This is a genomic window from Curtobacterium sp. UNCCL20 (assembly GCF_900101675.1).
In the GTDB taxonomy this organism is placed as follows: Bacteria; Actinomycetota; Actinomycetes; order Actinomycetales; family Microbacteriaceae; genus Curtobacterium.
Window position 1 is genome coordinate 512,849 of the sequence record NZ_FNKG01000003.1, and the last position, 17,135, is coordinate 529,983.

A 17,135-nucleotide genomic window follows, 5' to 3' on the forward strand; every position below is an offset into this window, starting at 1 on the left:
CGAGCTCGATCCGACAAGACTACGCGCGTCCGGTCAGTGCTCGTGACGCGGTTCGCCCTGGGCGTCGCGGACCACCGGGGCACCCGCTTGCTCCCAAGCGACCATGCCGCCGGAGAGGTTCACGGCCGGCACACCCGACTGCTCGAGCGCAGCCACGACCCGGGCCGAACGGGCGCCCGAGTGGCAGACGATGATCGCGGGGTCGTCGCCGCCGTCGATCTCCTTCCACCGGGCCACCAGCTCGGACATCGGCACGAGGGTCGCCTGCGGAGCGTGGACGTCGTTCCACTCCCCCGGCTCGCGCACGTCGAAGAGGCGAGCGCCGGACTCGAGACGCCGGAGGGCCTCGGTGACGTCGATCTCCTGGATCTCCGCGGGCATCAGGCGTCTGCCGTCGCCGGGTCGACCTCGCGCTGGCGCTTGGCCGCTGCGGCCTGCTTCTTCGCGTCGGCCTGCTTGATCTTCGGCTCGTTCTCACGCAGGTGCGCGTACATCGGCGACGCGATGAAGATCGTCGAGTAGGTGCCGACGATGATGCCGATGAAGAGCGCGAGCGAGATGTCGCGCAGGGTGCCGGCACCGAGGACGTACGACCCGATGAAGAGGATCGCGCCGACCGGCAGCAGCGCCACGACCGAGGTGTTGATCGACCGGACGAGCGTCTGGTTCACCGCGAGGTTGACGGACTGGACGAAGGTGCGGTGCGACTCTTGACTGGTGTTCTCGCGGACCTTGTCGAACACGACGACGGTGTCGTACAGCGAGTACCCGAGGATCGTCAGGAAGCCGATCACCGCCGCGGGCGTGACCTCGAGCCCGACGATGCCGTAGACGCCCGCCGTGATGAGGAGGTCGTGCAGGAGCGCCACCATCGCGGAGACCGACATCTTCCAGGTGCGGAAGTACACGGCCATGAACACGGCGGCGAGGGCGAGGAAGATCACGAGTCCGCGGATCGCCTGGTTGAGCACGTCGGCGCCCCAGGTCGCACCGATGAACGTCGCCGCGACCTTGTCCTCGGGCACGTTGTACGCCTTCGCGAGCGCGTCCTGCACGTCGGTGGTCTCACGGTCCGTGAGCTGCCCGGTCTGCACACGGATGCCGTGCTGGCCGAGCTGCGAGACGCGCGGGACGCCCTCGGGGACGATCGACTCGACGGTCTCCGTCGCGAGGTTCTGATCGAGGTTCTTGACGTCCGAGAGCGTGAACTCCGAGCCGCCGGTGAACTCGATGCCGAGCTGGTACCCGCCGCGGAGCCACGGCACCGCGAGGGAGATCACGATCGCGATGACCGCGATGAGGTACCAGGTCTTGCGCCGGCCGACGATGTCGTACGAGCGCTTGCCCGTGTAGAGGTCACTACCGAACTGGCTGAAGCTGGCCATCAGTCGTCCTTCCCGTCCGGCGTGCTGCCGTTCTCGCCGGAGGCCTGCTGGGCCTTCCGCTCCGCGATCGTCTGTCGACGCTGCGCCTCGCCCGCGCTGCGCTGGCGCTTCCCGTCCACCACGGGGGCACGGAACTGCGCCCGCCCGCGGTACACGGCACCGAGGGCCGCCGGATCGAGACCGCTGAACTTGTGGCCCTCGCCGAAGAACCGGCTGCGGGCGATGAGCTGCATCATCGGGTGCGTGAACATCACGACCACGACGACGTCGATGAGCGTCGTCAGGAGCAGCGTGAACGCGAAGCCCTTCACGTCGCTGACCGCGAGGATGTAGAGGACGATCGCGGCGAGGAAGTTGATCGAGTCGGAGGCCAGGATCGTGCGGAGTGCACGCTTCCAGCCGGACTCGACAGCGCCCTCGAGCCCGCGGCCGTCACGGAGCTCGTCCCTGATGCGCTCGAAGTAGACGATGAACGAGTCGGCCGTGATGCCGATCGCCACGATCAACCCCGCGACGCCGGCCAACGACAGGCGGTAGTCGACGCGCCAGGACATGATCGCGATCACCAGGTAGGTCAGCGCGGCGGCCACACCGAGCGAGAGCACGGTGACGAACGCCAGTGCCCGGTACTGGATGACCGAGTAGATGATCACCAGGATGAGGCCGATCAGACCGGCGACGAGGCCGCCGACGAGCTGCGCGGTCCCGAGGGTCGCCGAGATGTTCTCGTTCGACTGCACCTGGAAGTTGATCGGCAGGGCACCGTACTTGAGCTGGTCCGCGAGGGTCTTCGCGGACTCGGCGGTGAACGAGCCGGTGATCTGCGCCTTGCCGTTCGTGATCGCGGAGTTCGTCGACGGTGCCGTGATGACCGAGCCGTCGAGCACGATCGCGAACTGGTTCTGCGGCTGCTGGAGCGACACGAGACGGTTGGTGACCGTGCGGAAGTCCTTCGTGCCCTCGCCGTTGAACGTCAGGTTGACGGCCCACTGGCCGGTCGAGGTGCCCTGCGAGTCGGTCGCGAGACCCGAGGTCGCGTTGCTGATGTTCGAGCCGGAGACCTCGACGGGGCCGAGGATGTACTTCGCCGCGCCGTCCTGGTCGCACGTGACGAGGGGCTCGTCGTCGGGCGCCGTCGTGACGTCGTCCGGCGCCTTGCAGTTGTAGTTGGTGTACAGGTCCTGCAGCTTCGGCGTGACCCAGTTGAGGTCACTCGCGTTCGACGGCTTCGCGCTCGGCGTCGCCGCGAGGGACGCGGGTGGCGAGTACGGCGTCGGCGATGCCGTCGATCCGTTGTCGCCCACGGACGTGTTCGTCGCGGCCTCGGTGTAGAGGACCGGGCGGAACGTCAGCTTCGCGGCCGCCTCGATGCGGTCGATCGTCGCCTTGTCCGGCTTGCCCGGGATGGAGACGACGATGTTGTTCGTCCCCTGGGTGTTGATCTGCGACTCCGAGACACCGGTCGCGTTGATGCGCTGCCGGATGATGTTCACGGCCTGGTCGAGCTGCTGGCTCGTCACCGAACCGCCCTCGGTGTTCTGCGCCGCGAGGGTCAGCTGCGTGCCGCCCTGCAGGTCGAGCGCGAGTTCCGGGACCCAGCTGGCCCCTTCGAACCACTTGCCCGTGTCGTCCTTCGTGGATCCGGCGAGGATCGACGCGGCGGTGTTCAGACCCGCGAGGACCGCCATCAGGATCACCAACCAGGTGAGCGAACGGAGCGCCTTCTTGACGGGTGTCGATCGTGCCACCGGTCGTCTCGTCTTTCTGTCAGGACCGACGGCGATGACCGGCGGCAGGTGTCGCCGCCGGATCGGTGGACCCGGCGGCCGAGGAGTCAGTCTTCGGTCTTGCGCTTCGCAGCGTCGGTGTCGGCGTCCGTGGTGCGCTCACCGTAGATCGGCTCACCGTTCAGCTCGGCGACGGGCTTCGGCGCTGCCGGCTCGTCCTCGGGCGTGGCGGTCGTCTCGATGTCCGAGGCGCTCTCGTCAACGACGCGGGACAGCGTCTGACGGTGCACGGTGACGACGGTCCCCGGGGCGATCTCGACGTCGGCGGTGACCTTCTCGTCGTCGACCGACAGGAGCGTGCCGTACAGACCGAAGGAGAGCATGACCCGCGCGCCCGGCACCATCTTGGTGGCGAGCTCGCCCTGCTGCTTCTTGCGCTTCCGGCTGTTGTAGAACATGAAGGCCGCGAACGCCACGACGATGACGATGAGGATGACTTCTTGACCCATGATGCGATGCCTTCTCTGGTTGCTCGGTTTCGGGCCGTAGCAGTCTAGGGCACACGTCTGTGCGTGGCTTGTCACCCCGGACTGCTCGGACCGGTCAGTCGGTGTCGTCGTCGAACAGGCCCGGCAGCCCGCCGGTCGCCTGTCCGGGTGTCAGGCCGAAGTGCCGCCAGGCCTGGGGTGTCGCGATGCGGCCGCGGGGGCTCCGGGTGACGAGCCCGACGCGCACGAGGAACGGCTCGACGACGGACTCGATGGTCTCGGACTCCTCGCCGACGGAGACCGCCAGCGTGTTGAGCCCAACGGGTCCCCCGTCGAACCGGGTGAGCATCGTCTCCACCACGGCGCGGTCGAGGCGATCGAGGCCGAGTTCGTCGACGTCGTACAGGTCGAGGGCTCCCTGGACGGCCGCCATGCCGTCGGTGGTGCGGTGCACGAGCGCGTAGTCCCGCACCCGGCGGAGCAGGCGGTTCGCGATGCGAGGGGTGCCTCGTGACCGGCCGGCGATCTCGCGGAGCGCCGAGCGGTCGATGTCGAGCTCCAGCAGGTGGGCTGCGCGGATGAGGACCTGTTCGAGCTCGTCCTTCTCGTAGAACTCGAGGTGGGCGGTGAACCCGAAGCGGTCGCGGAGCGGGTTCGGCAGGAGCCCGGCGCGCGTGGTCGCGCCGACGAGGGTGAACGGCGCGAGGTCGAGCGGGATGCTCGTCGCGCCGGCGCCCTTGCCGACCATCACGTCGATCCGGAAGTCCTCCATCGCGAGGTAGAGCATCTCTTCTGCCGAGCGCGCCATCCGGTGGATCTCGTCGATGAACAGGACCTCGCCGGGGACCAGGGACGAGAGCACCGCGGCGAGGTCACCGGCGTGTTGGATCGCCGGTCCGCTCGACATGCGGAGCGGCCGGCCGGACTCGTGCGCGACGATCATCGCGAGCGTGGTCTTGCCGAGCCCGGGAGGACCCGCCATCAGGATGTGGTCGGGCGTGCGGTCCTGCATCGCCGCGGCCCGGAGCAGCAGGTCGAGCTGCCCCCGGACCTTGCGCTGCCCCACGAACTCGTCGAGGGACTTCGGACGGAGCGCCCCCTCGAACGCGAGCTCTTCCTGCGACTCGGCGCTGGCGGCGGTGATGCCGCTCACCGGCCGGCCGCCGCGGGACGGAGTGCACCGAGGGCGGCGCGGAGGAGCGCCTGGGTGCCCATGGTCGCCGCGCCGGGCTCGGTGGCGATGGTGTCGTCGACGGCGCGCTGGGCGGCGTCTTCACGCCAGCCGAGGCCGATGAGGGCGGCGACGACGTCGACGGCGGCCGGGTGCGCCGCAGCACCGCGGGCGGCTGCCACGACCGGCGCCTGCTCGAACGCGGCGAGCTTGCCGGCGAGCGCGACGATGATGAGCTTGGCGGTCTTCGGGCCGATGCCGGAGACCTTGCGGAAGGCACCGTCGTCGTCGTTCGCGACGGCGTTGGCGACCTGGGCGGGCTCCATGTGGGCGAGGACGCCCATCGCCGACTTCGGGCCGACGCCGGAGACGCTGCGGAGCAGGTCGAACACCTGGAGTGCGTCGGTGGACTCGAACCCGAACAGCAGGTGCTCGTCTTCGCGGACGATCATCGCGGTGCGGAGGAAGACCTCGGCACCGTGCCGCATCGTCAGCGCGTGCGCGGGCGTGACGGTCACCGCGTAGCCCACTCCCCCGACCTCGACCACGACGGCCGATCCGGCGACGTCGATGCAGGTGCCCCGGAGACTCGCGATCATGCCCCGAGCCTACGGCCGCCCACCGACGAAGCCGACGTGCCACGCTGCGGGCGGGCCGCTGCGGCTGCCGCTCGCGCGAGCGGCGAGTCGACGGTGCCGCCCTGCGCGTCGCGCCAGGCGCGCTGTGCGGGGGTGAGGTTCGTCGGACGCGAGCCGACGGTGTCGGGTGATCCGAGCCTCCAGGCATGGCACACCGCCAACGCGAGCGCGTCGGCGGCGTCAGCTGGTTTCGGTGCCTCGTCGAGTCCGAGGACCCGCGCGATCATGGTCTGCACCTGGCGCTTGTCGGCGTTGCCGTAGCCCGTCACCGCGGCCTTGACCTCGGACGGCGTGTGCAGCCCGACCGGCAGGCCGCGGGCGGCGGCCGCGTGCAGGGCGAGACCGGCGGCCTGCGCCGTCCCCATCACGGTGCGGACGTTCGCCTGGGCGAACACCCGCTCCACCGCGACCGCGTCGGGCCGGTGCTCGTCGATCTCGGCGGCGATGCCGTCCGCGATCAGCAGCAGCCGCTGCTCGAGCGCCATGTCCGCCGGGGTGCGGACGACCGTCACGTGGACGAGCCGTGCACGCCGGTTCGGTGCGACCTCGACCACGCCGACACCGCACCGCGTGAGCCCGGGGTCGACCCCGAGCACGCGCAGCATCGGGTTAGTCCTCGTCCTCGTCGAGCTCGGCCTGGACGTCGGCGGGGATGTCGAAGTTCGAGTAGACGTTCTGCACGTCGTCGCTGTCCTCGAGCGCGTCGATGAGGCGGAAGACCTTGCGGGCCGTCTCGGCGTCGACCGGGACCTTCAGACCGGGCACGAACTCGGCGTCGGCCGAGTCGTAGTCGATGCCGGCGTCCTGCAGTGCGGTGCGGGCCGCGACGAGGTCGCTCGCCTCGGTGATGACCTCGAAGCCGCCGCCCTGGTCGATGACGTCCTCGACACCGGCGTCGAGCACGGCCGTCATCACGGTGTCCTCGTCGAGGCCGTCGGTCTTCGTCACCGAGATGACGCCCTTCCGCGCGAAGTTGTAGGCGACGCTGCCCGGGTCGGCCATCGTGCCGCCGTTGCGGGTCATCGCCGTGCGGACCTCGGCCGCAGCGCGGTTCTTGTTGTCCGTCAGGCACTCGATGAGCATCGCGACGCCGTTCGGGCCGTAGCCCTCGTACATGATCGTCGTGTACTCGATCGACTCACCGGTCAGGCCGGCGCCGCGCTTGATGGCACGGTCGATGTTGTCGTTGGGGACCGAGGTCTTCTTGGCCTTCTGCACGGCGTCGACGAGCGTCGGGTTGCCGGACATGTCGGCACCGCCCATCTTCGCGGCGACCTCGATGTTCTTGATGAGCTTCGCGAACGACTTCGCACGGCGCTGGTCGATGACCGCCTTCTTGTGCTTGGTCGTTGCCCACTTGGAATGCCCGGACACGGTGCTCCTTGCGTCTCGCCGAAAATCTGATCCAGTTTAGCGGCCTGGAGGCGCGGATCGCCGCCGCCGCGCTGGTCGCGTCGCCCCGTGGTCGGCCGCAGGGTGCGTCACGCGCTGCGGACGAGGTCGGCCGCAGGGCGCGTCACGCGCTGCGGACGAGGTCGAGGAAGCGCCGGTGGAACCGGTCCTCACCCGCGACCTCGGGGTGGAACGCGCTCGCGAGCACGTTCCCCTGCTGCACCGCCACGGCCTGGCCGTCCGGCAGTGCACCGAGGACCTCGACACCGGCGCCGTGCTGCTCAACCACGGGCGCCCGGATGAACACCGCGTGCACCGGGGCGTCGCCGAGCTCGGGCATCGGGATGTCGATCTCGAACGAGTCGTTCTGGTTGCCGAACGCGTTCCGGCGCACCGTCGTGTCGAGCACGTCGAGCGTCTGCTGCCCACTGATGCCGTCGGTGATGCGAGAGGACAGCATGATCATCCCCGCGCAGGTGCCGTAGGTGGGCAGCCCGCCGCGGATCGCGTCGCCGAGGGGCTCGGCGACGCCGAACGCCCGGGACAGCTTGTCCATCACGCTCGACTCGCCGCCGGGGATGACGACGCCGTCGAGCGCCGCGATCTCCTCCGGGCGGCGGAGCGGCACCACGTCGGCGCCGAGTGCCGTCAGCGATGCGATGTGCTCGCGGAAGTCGCCCTGCAGCGCGAGGACCCCGATCCGGGGCCGCGCGCCGCTCGTCGTGCTACCAGCCACGCTCGGCGAGGCGGTGCGGGGCGGGGACGTCGGCGACGTTGATGCCGACCATCGCCTCGCCCAGGCCGCGCGAGACCTCGGCGATGACCTTGGGGTCGTCGTGGAAGGTCGTGGCCTTGACGATCGCCGCGGCACGCTTGGCGGGGTCGCCCGACTTGAAGATGCCCGACCCGACGAACACGCCGTCGGCGCCGAGCTGCATCATCATCGCGGCGTCGGCCGGGGTGGCGACACCACCGGCGGTGAAGAGGACGACGGGGAGGGTGCCGGTCTGGGCGACCTCCTTCACGATGTCGAACGGCGCCTGCAGTTCCTTCGCGGCGACGTAGAGCTCGTCCTCCTTGAGGTGGCGCAGGGCCGCGATCTCCTTGTTGATCGTGCGGATGTGCTTGGTCGCCTCGGAGACGTCACCGGTGCCGGCCTCGCCCTTGGAGCGGATCATCGCCGCACCCTCGGTGATGCGGCGGAGCGCCTCGCCGAGGTTGGTCGCACCGCAGACGAACGGGGTCGTGAAGTTCCACTTGTCGATGTGGTTCACGTAGTCGGCCGGCGAGAGGACCTCGGACTCGTCGATGTAGTCGACGCCGAGCTCCTGCAGGACCTGCGCCTCGACGAAGTGGCCGATGCGGGCCTTCGCCATGACCGGGATCGACACGGCGGCGATGATCTCCTCGATCATCGACGGGTCGGACATGCGGGCGACGCCGCCCTGGGCGCGGATGTCGGCGGGGACGCGCTCGAGGGCCATGACGGCGGTCGCGCCGGCCTCTTCCGCGATGCGGGCCTGCTCGGCGTCGACGACGTCCATGATGACGCCGCCCTTCAGCATCTCCGCGAGGCCGCGCTTGACGCGGTCGGAGCCGGTGATCGAGGTGCCAGGGGTGCCCGAGGTGCTGCTGCTGTCGCTCATGATGCCGACAGTCTAGTGCGCCGGAGGCCACCCTTCGGCGACGAGGCGGCGGGTCTCACCGAGCAGCTGGGACATCGACTTCGTCCGCGCGATGATCGGGAAGAAGTTCGCGTCGGACTGCCACCGCGGCACGATGTGCTGGTGCAGGTGACCGGCCACGCCGGCCCCGGCGACCTCGCCCTGGTTCATGCCGATGTTGAAGCCGTCGCAGTGCGAGACGGACCGGAGGACCCGCATCGCGGTCTGCGTGAGCTCGCCGATCTCGCGGAGTTCGTCCGGCGTCGCCTCGTCGTACAGCGGCACGTGCCGGTACGGGCACACGAGCAGGTGCCCGTTGTTGTACGGGAACAGGTTGAGCAGCACGTAGGCGTGCTCGCCCCGCGCGACGATGAGGGCGTCCTCGTCGGACTTCCGCGGCGCCTCGCAGAACGGGCAGTCGTCGTCGTGCCCGCGGCCCCTGCCCTCGCGCCCGGCGTCGATGTACGCCATCCGGTGCGGATTCCAGAGCCGCTGGAAGGCATCCGGGACGGCCGCACCGGTGGCGGCGTCCCGGATGACCAGGGGGTCCTGCTCGTCGGTCATCAGACCTGCGCGCGCTCGCGGATCGCGGTGAGGATGCGCTCGACCGCCTCGTCGACGGGCACGCCGTTGTCCTGGCGGCCGTCACGGAAGCGGAAGCTCACGGCACCGGCGTCGCGGTCGTCGCCACCGGCGATGAGCTGGAACGGCACCTTCTGCTTCGTGTGCGTGCGGATCTTCTTCTGCATGCGGTCGTCGGAGTGGTCGACCTCGGCGCGCACGCCGTGGCTGCGGAGCTTCGCGACGACCTCGTCGAGGTAGTCGCCGTACTCGGCCGCGACCGGGATCGCGACGACCTGCACCGGAGCCAGCCAGGCCGGGAAGGCGCCGGCGTAGTGCTCGGTGAGGACGCCGAAGAACCGCTCGATCGAGCCGAACAGCGCGCGGTGGATCATCACCGGCTGCTGTCGCGTGCCGTCCGCCGCCGCGTACTCCAGGCCGAAGCGCTCCGGCAGGTTGAAGTCGAGCTGCACGGTCGACATCTGCCACGTGCGGCCGATGGCGTCCCGCGCCTGCACCGAGATCTTCGGGCCGTAGAACGCCGCGCCCGCGGGATCCGGCACGAGCTCGAGCCCGGACTCCTCGGCGACCTCGCGCAGGGTGTTCGTCGCCTCTTCCCAGGTGTCGTCGTCGCCGACGTACTTCTCGGGGTCCTTCGTGGAGAGCTCGAGGTAGAAGTCGTCGAGGCCGTAGTCGCGCAGCAGCGAGAGCACGAACTGGAGCGTCGTGGTGAGCTCCTCCTTCATGCGCTCCTTCGTGGTGAAGATGTGCGCGTCGTCCTGGGTCATGCCGCGGACACGGGTGAGCCCGTGGATGACGCCCGACTTCTCGTTGCGGTACACCGTGCCGAACTCGAACATCCGGAGCGGCAGGTCGCGGTAGGACCGGGCCTGCGAGCGGTAGGCGAGGATGTGCATCGGGCAGTTCATCGGCTTGAGGTAGTAGTCCGCGCCCTGTCGGGTGACGTTGCCGTCCTCGTCGCGGGCCTCGTCCATGTGCATGGCCGGGAACATGCCGTCCTTGTACCAGCCGAGGTGCCCGGACTGTTCGAACAGGTCGCCCTTGGTGATGTGCGGCGTGTAGACGAAGGAGTAGCCCTCTTGCTCGTGCCGACGGCGCGAGTAGTCCTCCATCTCGCGGCGGATGATGCCGCCCTTCGGGTGGAAGATCGCGAGCCCCGAGCCGATCTCGTCCGGGAACGAGAACAGGTCGAGCTCGGCACCGAGCTTCCGGTGGTCGCGCTTCGCCGCTTCTTCGAGGCGGACGAGGTAGGCCTTCAGCTGGTCCTTGTCCGGCCACGCGGTGCCGTAGATGCGCTGCAGCTGCGGGTTCTTCTCGGAGCCGCGCCAGTAGGCCGCCGCGACGCGCATCAGCTTCGACGCGTTGCCGATCCAGCGGGTGTGCGGGACGTGCGGCCCACGGCAGAGGTCCTGCCAGACGACCTCACCGGTCTTCGGGTCGACGTTCTCGTAGACCGTCAGCTCGCCCGCGCCGACCTCGACGCTCTCGCCGGAGTCGCCCGCTTCGGCGGCACCCTTCAGGCCGATGAGCTCCTGCTTGTAGGGCTCCCCCGCCATCCGCTGACGGGCTTCCTCGTCGCTGACCACGACCCGACGGAAGCGCTGGGCCTGCTTGACGATCCGGTCCATGCCCTTCTCGATCGCCTTGAGGTCGTCCGGGGTGAACGGGTCGACGACGTCGAAGTCGTAGTAGTAGCCGTCCGTGACGGGCGGACCGATGCCGAGCTTGGCGTCCGGGTTGATCTGCTGCACGGCCTGCGCGAGCACGTGCGCTGCCGAGTGGCGGAGGATGTCCAGTCCGTCCTGCTCGTCGAGCGTCACCGGCTCGACGACGTCACCGGCCTGGACCTCGGCCGCGAGGTCCTTGAGGACGCCCGCCACCCGGATCGCGACGACGCCGCGCACGCCCTCGAAGAGCTCGGTGCCCGTCGTGGTCGTCGTCGCGGTGCGGGGCTCGGGTGCCTGGGGAAGCTCTGCGGGCGCGGGGGCGACTGACTCGGTCACGATGATGGGACTCCTCGATCGAAATGGTGCGTCAAGACTAGTGCGAGCGTGATGCTCAGGCGGGGACGGCGCCGAGGGTCTGCACGGGCAGGCGCGGCTCGAGGCGCTCGCGCCCGTTCAGGCCGTCGAGCTCGAGGAGCGCCGCGAAGCCGATCGCCTCGTACCCGGCACGCTCCAGCAGGGTGATCGTCGCGGCGCCGGTGCCCCCGGTCGCGAGCACGTCGTCGACCACGAGCACGCGGGTGCCGGCGGGTAGCTGGCCCGGGCGGAGTTCGAGTTCGGCCTCGCCGTACTCGAGCGCGTACTGCTCGCTGAGGACCTCGCCGGGGAGCTTCCCGGCCTTGCGGATGGTGAGCACGCCGACCTGGTGCTGCGCCGCGATCCCGCCGGCGAGGGCGAACCCGCGGGCCTCGATCCCGGCGACCGCGGCGAACCCCTCGCCGATCGCGAACGGGGCCGCGAGTGCTTCGCACACGCGCCCGAAGGCGACGGCGTCGGAGAACACCGGCGTCACGTCGCGGAACAGGACCCCCGGCTTCGGGAAGTCCGGGACGACGGCGGTGAGGCGTTCGACGAGTGCAGCTGCGGTTTCGGTCACCCGACAACGGTACGGGAGGCGCGGGGTGCGCCGTGCCCGTCACCGCACGGTGCGAGGTCGGTCGCCCCGTGCGGGTCCGGTGGTGCGGCGCACGGTGCGGGTCACGTCACGCCGTGCGCGGTTGGCGGCCCGGTGCGAGGTCAGAAGCTCGCACCGGGCCGCCAAGGTCGCCGCGACTGACAAACCCCGCACGGTGCGAAGTCCGCGAACCCGCACGGTGCGAGGACCGCGAACCCCGCACCGTGCGAGGTCCGCGAACCCGCACGGTGCGAGGTCCGCGAACGCCGCACCGTGCGGATCGGAACGGCACCACGGCCGCGCCGCTCAGTGCCACAGCGTGAGCGCGGCCGTGCGGATCAACCACTCGGCTTCGCGCTGCTCGCGCTCCCGCTCGAGGCGGTTGCGCGTGGCGATGTCGACCGACGGCCGAACGTGGTGCGTGCGCCGGCTCCAGATGATCAGGGACATCCCGATGCGGAGCGCGATGCGGTCGGAGAGTGAGACCCGACGGCGGACCGCACGGGTGTCGGGAGGGCGGGTGGAGGTCTTCGTTGACAAGGTGTTCCCCTTCGGAGCACGCCGGTTCAGGGCATGACGGAACTGCCCGGGACTCGGGCTCGAGAATGAATGCGCAAGAATGCACTCCGCACCCCGCGATGCATTGCGCGGAGGCGGTCAGGAATTGCTGCCGATGCGAAGAGCGTCCCACTCACCACCGACATGCACGACCACGGTCCGACGCATTCCGGATCGCGGTCGAGTGCGCACACGAGAGCGTGCGCAGCCGAGACGATCCGAGCGTCAGCGGTGGCCGAACCCGGGGCCGTCCGGCGAGCAGTGATCAGCTCGGACAGGCCTGGGCGCAGGTGTCGACAGGTGTCGGGCGCTCCGGTTCAGCGGACCCGGATCGGGGTGCCGCCGAACGTACGGATGCCGCGGAACGGAGTCGTTGCGGTGATCATCATGGTCAGGCCCCCTCTCGGTCTCGTGCTGACTCGGTGGTGATGCTCGTGAACACTATCCACACCGACATTCCCCGCGCAACCCTTTTCCGGAATTCCGTCGGAATTGCATTCCCGAACAGTCGGGACCGAACGCTCCGGCGCGCAGAACACCCCCGGCACCGAGTGGCACCGGGGGCGTTCTGGTGGGACGGACTAGACCGCGGCGGGAACCGCGACCGTGGCCGTCAGCGCACCGTCGACCACGTCGATCCGGACCGTGTCGCCAGCGGTCACGGCCTCGTCGACGACGAGGGTCGCGATCCGGTCGTCGACCTCGCGCTGGATGAGGCGGCGGAGCGGGCGTGCGCCGTACTCGGGCTCGTACCCGTGCTCGGCGAGCCAGTCCGTGGCGGCCTCGGACACCGAGAGCGTCATGTCCTGGGCGAGCAGCCGCAGCGCGGTGTCCTGCAGCAGCAGGGACACGATCGAGCGGAGCTGCTCCCGGTCGAGCTTGCGGAAGAGCACGATCTCGTCGATGCGGTTGATGAACTCCGGGCGCATGGACTCGCGGAGCTTGCCCATCACCCGGGCGCGCAGGTCCTCCTCGGAGTACCCGCCGTCCGCCGAGGCCGAGAACCCGAGCGCACCGGACCGCGACGCGAGGAACTCGGAGCCGATGTTCGACGTCATGATGACGACCGTGTTCCGGAAGTCCACCGTGCGGCCCTGACCGTCGGTCAGGCGTCCGTCATCGAGGACCTGCAGCAGCAGGTTGAAGACGTCCGGGTGGGCCTTCTCGACCTCGTCGAGGAGCACGACCGAGTACGGGTTGCGACGGACGCGCTCGGTGAGCTGCCCGGCCTCGTCGTAGCCGACGTACCCGGGAGGGGCACCGACCAGCCGCGACACGGTGTGGCGTTCGCCGAACTCGCTCATGTCGAAGCGCAGCATCGCCGACTCGTCGCCGAACAGCGACCCCGCCAGCGCCTTGGCCAGCTCGGTCTTGCCGACGCCCGTCGGGCCGAGGAACAGGAAGCTCCCGACCGGTCGACGCGGGTCGCCCATGCCGGTCCGGCTGCGCCGGACGGCGGTGGCGATGGCGCGCACCGCGTCGTCCTGGCCGACGACGCGCTCGTGGAGTTCGTCCTCGAGGGCGGCGAGGCGGGAGCGGTCGCCCTGCGAGAGGCGGGTCGCGGGGATGCCGGTCGCGCGGGACACCACCTGGGCGATGTCCGCTTCGGTGATGACGCGGTCAGCCGGTGCGTGACTGGAGGCGCGACTCGCGTCCGCCGTGTCGGCGGCGGTGATCCGTGCCTCCAGGCCCTCGATCTCGTCGCGGAGGCGCGACGCCTCCTCGTACCGCTCGTCGGCGACCGCGCGGTCCTTGTCGGCCACCAGCGTGGTGACCTGGGCGCGGAGCGCGTCGACGTCGACGCTGCCCGAGAGGGCGAGGCGACGGCGGGCTCCGGCCTGGTCGACGAGGTCGATCGCCTTGTCCGGCAGGTGCCGGTCGGTCACGTAGCGGTGCGAGAGCTCCACCGCGGCGCGCAGGGCGTCGTCGGTGTAGGTCACGTCGTGGTGCTCCGCGTAGCGCGGGGCCAGGCCGGTGAGGATCGCGACGGCGTCCTCCACGGAGGGCTCCCCCACCGTGACCGGCTGGAAGCGGCGCTCGAGTGCGGCGTCCTTCTCGATCCGGCGGTACTCGTTGAGCGTCGTCGCGCCGACCATGTGCAGGTCGCCGCGGGCGAGCCGGGGCTTGAGGATGTTGCCGGCGTCCATCGAGCCGCCCTCGCCGCCGCCACCGGCGCCGACGACGGTGTGGAGCTCGTCGACGAACACGATGAGCTCGTCGGCGTGCGCCGCGATCTCGTCCATCGCCTTCGTCAGGCGCTCCTCGAAGTCACCGCGGTACCGGGTGCCGGAGAGCATGCCGGCGAGGTCGAGCGACACGACCCGCTTGCCCTGCAGCAGGACGGGCACGTCGCCGTCCGCGATGCGCTGGGCGAGGCCCTCGACGATCGCGGTCTTGCCGACGCCGGGCTCACCGATGAGGACGGGGTTGTTCTTGGTCCGTCGGAGCAGGATCTCGACGGTCTGCTCGATCTCGTCGGCACGGCCGATCACCGGGTCGATGCGGCCGTCGCGGGCGCGCTCGGTGAGGTCGGTGCCGAACTGGTCGAGCGTCGGGGTCTCTGAGTCGCTCTGGGTGTCGGCCTCCGCCGTGGTCCCGGGCATGGGGCGCCCCTCTCGTGCTGCTGCGGCGGCCTGCTGGGCGTAGTCCTGCATGACCTGCGGGGTGACGCCGGCGCTCGCGAGCAGCTGCCCGGTGACGGTGTCCTGGTCCATCACGAGCGCGAAGAAGACGTGCTCGGGATCGGTGTAGGTGCTGCCGAAGCCGCGTGCGGCCTGGGTGGCCTCGAACAGGACCCGCTGGGCGGAGCCGGTCAGGGCGGGTCGACCCTCGGGCCGTCCGTCGCGGGCCATCGGCAGGCGCTGCTCGACCTCGTCGGCCAGCTGCTCCGGGTCGATGCCGGCGTGCCGGATGACCGCGGTGAAGGGGTCGGTGCGGACGAGCACGTGCAGGATGTGCAGGGCGTCGACCTCGTGCTGGCCCTGTTCGACGGCGTACTCAGCGGTGCGCTGGAGCATCTCGTGGGTGCGACGGCTGAGCAGTCGCGTGATGTCGACCGGGCGCCCCAGCGGTACGGATCGCTGGGCGCCGGTGTTCTGTGCGGCGATCAGGCGTGCGAGGAACTCGTCGAACGAGTCGCTGCCGCCGGTCGGACCGAACGTCTCTGGCAAAGGGACCTCCTGGGAACTTGAGTGCCTTCGACTCAATGCAACGCAGGAGGGGCCCGGTCATTCCCGGTGGGCGAAAGAAGTTGCGGCGACCCGACTCAGGTCCGTGCGATGGCCGCGGCGGTCGCCTCGGTCACCCGCACGAGGTCCGCGGGGGCCACCTCGATGTCGAACCCGCGGCGGCCGCCGGACACGAAGATGCTCGCGTACGACAGGGCCGACTCGTCGACGACGGTGCGCAGCCGGGTCTTCTGCCCGACCGGGCTGATGCCCCCGACCACGTACCCGGTTCGCTTCTCCGCCAGCGACGGGTCCGCGAGGGTCGCCTTCTTGCCGCCGACCGCCGCCGCGATGGCCTTGAGGTCGAGCCGGTTCGCCACCGGGACGATGGCGACCGCGAGGGTGCCGTCGACGGAGACCACGAGGGTCTTGAAGACCTGCTCCTCACGGAGTCCGAGGGCGGCCGCTGCCTCTTCCCCGAAGTTGGTGGCGGTCTCGTGGTGCTCGTACACGTGCGGCGTGTACGGGATCCCGGCACGGTCGAGGGCGACGGTCGCTGGGGTGCTCGGCGAACCTGCGGTCATGCCCCTGATCCTGCCGTGACCAGCCACTTCCCCACCGGCGGCGCGCGGGCGTTACTGTGAACGGACCATGACCGTCGTCGAGCTCCTCCTGCGCTGCACCGCCGCGCTGGTCCTCGGCGACCCCGCCGCGACCGCGCTCCCGCTGCTCGCGGTCGCCGCGCTCGGCCTCACCGCCGTGGCCGTCGCCGTGCTCGTCGCGCAGCTGCTCGTGCTGGTGCTCGGACTCGCCGGGGCCCATTCGGTCGCGCCGAGCCGTGCGCCGGCCGACCTCGTGACGCGGATCGCGTGGAGCCACCCCGACGCCGACGGGCACGCCCGACCGCGGGCCCCGGGAGTCGTCGCCCCGGCCTGACCACCGATCGGTGGCCGGGCCGCACACGCGACCCCTCCCACCGAACCGATCGGAAACGTCATGGACCTCACGACCCTGCCCGTCGTCGGACCGCTGCTGCACAGCGGCGCCGACCTCATCGCCGCCACCACCGCGGCCCTCTCCCCCGTCGCCGGCGGACTCGCAGCCGCCCTCGCCGTCGTCCTGCTGACGCTGGCCGTGCGTGCCGTGCTGGTGCCGTTGTCCGTGCTGCAGGTGCGCGCCGAGCGGGACCGTCGCCGTCTCGCGCCGCAGCTCGCCGCGCTGCGGAAGCGGTACGGCACGGACACCGAACGACTGCAGCGCGCGGTGCAGCAGCTGTACACGGACGAGAAGGTGTCCCCGCTCGCGGGCTGCCTGCCGGTGCTCGCACAGGCGCCGGTGCTCTCGCTCGTCTACACGCTGTTCACCCACGCCTCGATCGGCGGCGTCGCGAACACACTCCTCGAGGCCACCCTCGTCGGCGTGCCGCTCGGGCACTCGCTCCTCGTCACCCTCACGTCACCGCTGTGGGTGCACGCCTGGGTCGTGGTGCTGCTGCTCGTCGTGCTCGCCGTGGTGGTGGAGCTCACCCGCCGTGCGAACCTGCGCTGGAACCCGGTGGCGGTGCCGGAGCCCGGCGCACAGCCGGCCCCGGGTGCGGCGGCGTCGGTGGCGATCGGCCGGTACGCCCCGTTCGTCACGGTCGTCTTCGCCGCGATCGCTCCGCTGGCGGCGGCGCTCTACGTCGTCACGAGCGCCGCGTGGACGCTCGGGGAGCGTGCGGTGCTCCGCCGCCTGGTCGCCTGAG

18 protein-coding genes are annotated in these 17,135 nt (G+C 70.5%); 2 read left to right on the top strand and 16 right to left on the bottom strand.

The window, feature by feature from the left end; genetic code table 11:
• Nucleotides 1–33: 33 nt before the first annotated feature.
• The 16 genes from BLT36_RS15475 to ybaK form a co-directional block, all read right to left on the bottom strand.
• Nucleotides 34–381 carry a rhodanese-like domain-containing protein gene (locus BLT36_RS15475; RefSeq protein WP_092096433.1) on the bottom strand — a complete coding sequence of 116 codons (348 nt, stop codon included), beginning with the start codon at nucleotides 379–381 and terminating at the stop codon, nucleotides 34–36.
• Complete coding sequence (secF, locus tag BLT36_RS15480) at nucleotides 381–1,385, bottom strand: protein translocase subunit SecF (RefSeq protein WP_092096435.1); 1,005 nt, start codon at nucleotides 1,383–1,385, stop codon at nucleotides 381–383. Before secF ends, BLT36_RS15475 begins: the two co-directional genes overlap by 1 nt.
• The gene (gene secD, locus BLT36_RS15485; RefSeq protein WP_092096436.1) at nucleotides 1,385–3,133 is read right to left on the bottom strand and encodes a protein translocase subunit SecD; all 1,749 of its coding nucleotides are present in this window, start codon (nucleotides 3,131–3,133) and stop codon (nucleotides 1,385–1,387) included. The genes secF and secD overlap by 1 nt, the downstream gene beginning before the upstream one ends.
• A gap of 86 nt (nucleotides 3,134–3,219) precedes the next feature.
• Nucleotides 3,220–3,621, bottom strand: coding sequence for a preprotein translocase subunit YajC (gene yajC, locus BLT36_RS15490; protein ID WP_092096438.1), 402 nt, complete (start codon nucleotides 3,619–3,621; stop codon nucleotides 3,220–3,222).
• A gap of 94 nt (nucleotides 3,622–3,715) precedes the next feature.
• Nucleotides 3,716–4,753, bottom strand: a complete 1,038-nt coding sequence (ruvB, locus tag BLT36_RS15495; protein WP_092096440.1) for a Holliday junction branch migration DNA helicase RuvB — start codon at nucleotides 4,751–4,753, stop codon at nucleotides 3,716–3,718.
• The gene (gene ruvA, locus BLT36_RS15500) at nucleotides 4,750–5,370 is read right to left on the bottom strand and encodes a Holliday junction branch migration protein RuvA (RefSeq protein ID WP_092096442.1); all 621 of its coding nucleotides are present in this window, start codon (nucleotides 5,368–5,370) and stop codon (nucleotides 4,750–4,752) included. The genes ruvB and ruvA overlap by 4 nt, the downstream gene beginning before the upstream one ends.
• A complete protein-coding gene (ruvC, locus tag BLT36_RS15505; protein WP_254787696.1) occupies nucleotides 5,367–6,011 on the bottom strand; it encodes a crossover junction endodeoxyribonuclease RuvC in 645 nt (214 codons plus the stop codon). Before ruvC ends, ruvA begins: the two co-directional genes overlap by 4 nt.
• 7 nt (nucleotides 6,012–6,018) lie before the next feature.
• The gene (locus tag BLT36_RS15510) at nucleotides 6,019–6,783 is read right to left on the bottom strand and encodes a YebC/PmpR family DNA-binding transcriptional regulator (protein ID WP_092096445.1); all 765 of its coding nucleotides are present in this window, start codon (nucleotides 6,781–6,783) and stop codon (nucleotides 6,019–6,021) included.
• Nucleotides 6,784–6,925: 142 nt separating this feature from the next.
• Nucleotides 6,926–7,537: a pyridoxal 5'-phosphate synthase glutaminase subunit PdxT gene (gene pdxT, locus BLT36_RS15515; RefSeq protein ID WP_092096447.1), complete on the bottom strand. Its 612-nt coding sequence runs from the start codon at nucleotides 7,535–7,537 to the stop codon at nucleotides 6,926–6,928.
• Nucleotides 7,527–8,447, bottom strand: a complete 921-nt coding sequence (gene pdxS, locus BLT36_RS15520) for a pyridoxal 5'-phosphate synthase lyase subunit PdxS (RefSeq protein ID WP_092096449.1) — start codon at nucleotides 8,445–8,447, stop codon at nucleotides 7,527–7,529. Before pdxS ends, pdxT begins: the two co-directional genes overlap by 11 nt.
• A gap of 12 nt (nucleotides 8,448–8,459) precedes the next feature.
• Nucleotides 8,460–9,029, bottom strand: a complete 570-nt coding sequence (locus tag BLT36_RS15525; RefSeq protein ID WP_092096450.1) for an HIT family protein — start codon at nucleotides 9,027–9,029, stop codon at nucleotides 8,460–8,462.
• Nucleotides 9,029–10,951 (bottom strand): threonine--tRNA ligase, encoded by a 1,923-nt coding sequence (gene thrS, locus BLT36_RS15530; RefSeq protein WP_092096588.1) that lies wholly within the window; start codon nucleotides 10,949–10,951, stop codon nucleotides 9,029–9,031. Before thrS ends, BLT36_RS15525 begins: the two co-directional genes overlap by 1 nt.
• A 154-nt stretch (nucleotides 10,952–11,105) precedes the next feature.
• Nucleotides 11,106–11,648 (bottom strand): adenine phosphoribosyltransferase, encoded by a 543-nt coding sequence (locus BLT36_RS15535; protein ID WP_092096451.1) that lies wholly within the window; start codon nucleotides 11,646–11,648, stop codon nucleotides 11,106–11,108.
• Nucleotides 11,649–11,972: 324 nt separating this feature from the next.
• On the bottom strand, nucleotides 11,973–12,206 hold the full coding sequence (locus tag BLT36_RS15540; RefSeq protein WP_092096452.1) for a hypothetical protein: 234 nt from the start codon (nucleotides 12,204–12,206) through the stop codon (nucleotides 11,973–11,975).
• Between the two features lie 599 nt (nucleotides 12,207–12,805).
• Nucleotides 12,806–15,394, bottom strand: coding sequence for an ATP-dependent Clp protease ATP-binding subunit (locus BLT36_RS15545; RefSeq protein WP_092096453.1), 2,589 nt, complete (start codon nucleotides 15,392–15,394; stop codon nucleotides 12,806–12,808).
• A gap of 95 nt (nucleotides 15,395–15,489) precedes the next feature.
• Nucleotides 15,490–15,975, bottom strand: a complete 486-nt coding sequence (gene ybaK / locus BLT36_RS15550) for a Cys-tRNA(Pro) deacylase (protein WP_092096455.1) — start codon at nucleotides 15,973–15,975, stop codon at nucleotides 15,490–15,492.
• Nucleotides 15,976–16,042: 67 nt separating this feature from the next.
• Between ybaK and BLT36_RS15555 the strand changes: the two genes are divergently transcribed.
• A complete protein-coding gene (locus tag BLT36_RS15555) occupies nucleotides 16,043–16,327 on the top strand; it encodes a DUF6412 domain-containing protein (RefSeq protein WP_092096456.1) in 285 nt (94 codons plus the stop codon).
• 60 nt (nucleotides 16,328–16,387) lie between these two features.
• The gene (locus BLT36_RS15560; RefSeq protein ID WP_092096458.1) at nucleotides 16,388–17,134 is read left to right on the top strand and encodes a YidC/Oxa1 family membrane protein insertase; all 747 of its coding nucleotides are present in this window, start codon (nucleotides 16,388–16,390) and stop codon (nucleotides 17,132–17,134) included.
• Nucleotide 17,135 lies beyond the last annotated feature (1 nt).